Source organism: Streptomyces purpureus (assembly GCF_014648195.1).
Lineage (GTDB): Bacteria > Actinomycetota > Actinomycetes > Streptomycetales > Streptomycetaceae > Streptomyces > Streptomyces purpureus.
The window spans coordinates 1-513 of sequence record NZ_BMQQ01000095.1 but is presented as its reverse complement, the minus strand read 5'-3'; the positions used below and the strand labels follow the sequence as shown (position 1 = coordinate 513).

Below are 513 nucleotides of genomic sequence, written 5' to 3'. Positions count from 1 at the left end.
TGGAACAGCGGCAACTTCGTCGTGCGCGCCGACATACTGAAGGCCGAGCTAGGTCAAGTCACCGCAGGTCTGGTCGAGGCGGTGACGGACTCCATGGAGGCCGCCGTCGTCGATGGCGGCGTGATCCTGTTGGGGCGCCGCTTCAGCGATGCGCCTCGCATATCAATCGACTATGCTGTGCTGGAGAAGACGGAGCGGGCCTCAGTGCTTCCTGTCGCTTTCGACTGGTCCGATCTGGGCGCGTGGGACGCCGTCCAGAAGTCCGGTGAGGGCGACGTCGGTCTGCACATCTTGGAAGATGCGGAAAACTGTCTGGTGCGAGCCTGCGACGGCGTGATGGTCGCCGCTGTGGGGGTATCCAATCTCGCCATCGTGGTGGAGCAGGACGCCGTTCTGGTCGCAGATTTGGCGAAGAGCCAGGACGTGCGGAAAATCGTCAAACGGCTACAGAGCCTGTCGCCGCGTCATCTGGATTTCCCGCAGCCCGTGCAGGAAACACTGGATGAAGGCGCT

General features: G+C 62.6%; 1 pseudogene. It reads left to right on the top strand.

The features are described from left to right. A pseudogene (locus IEZ01_RS36295) lies at positions 1–513 on the top strand (hypothetical protein); the annotation flags it as partial.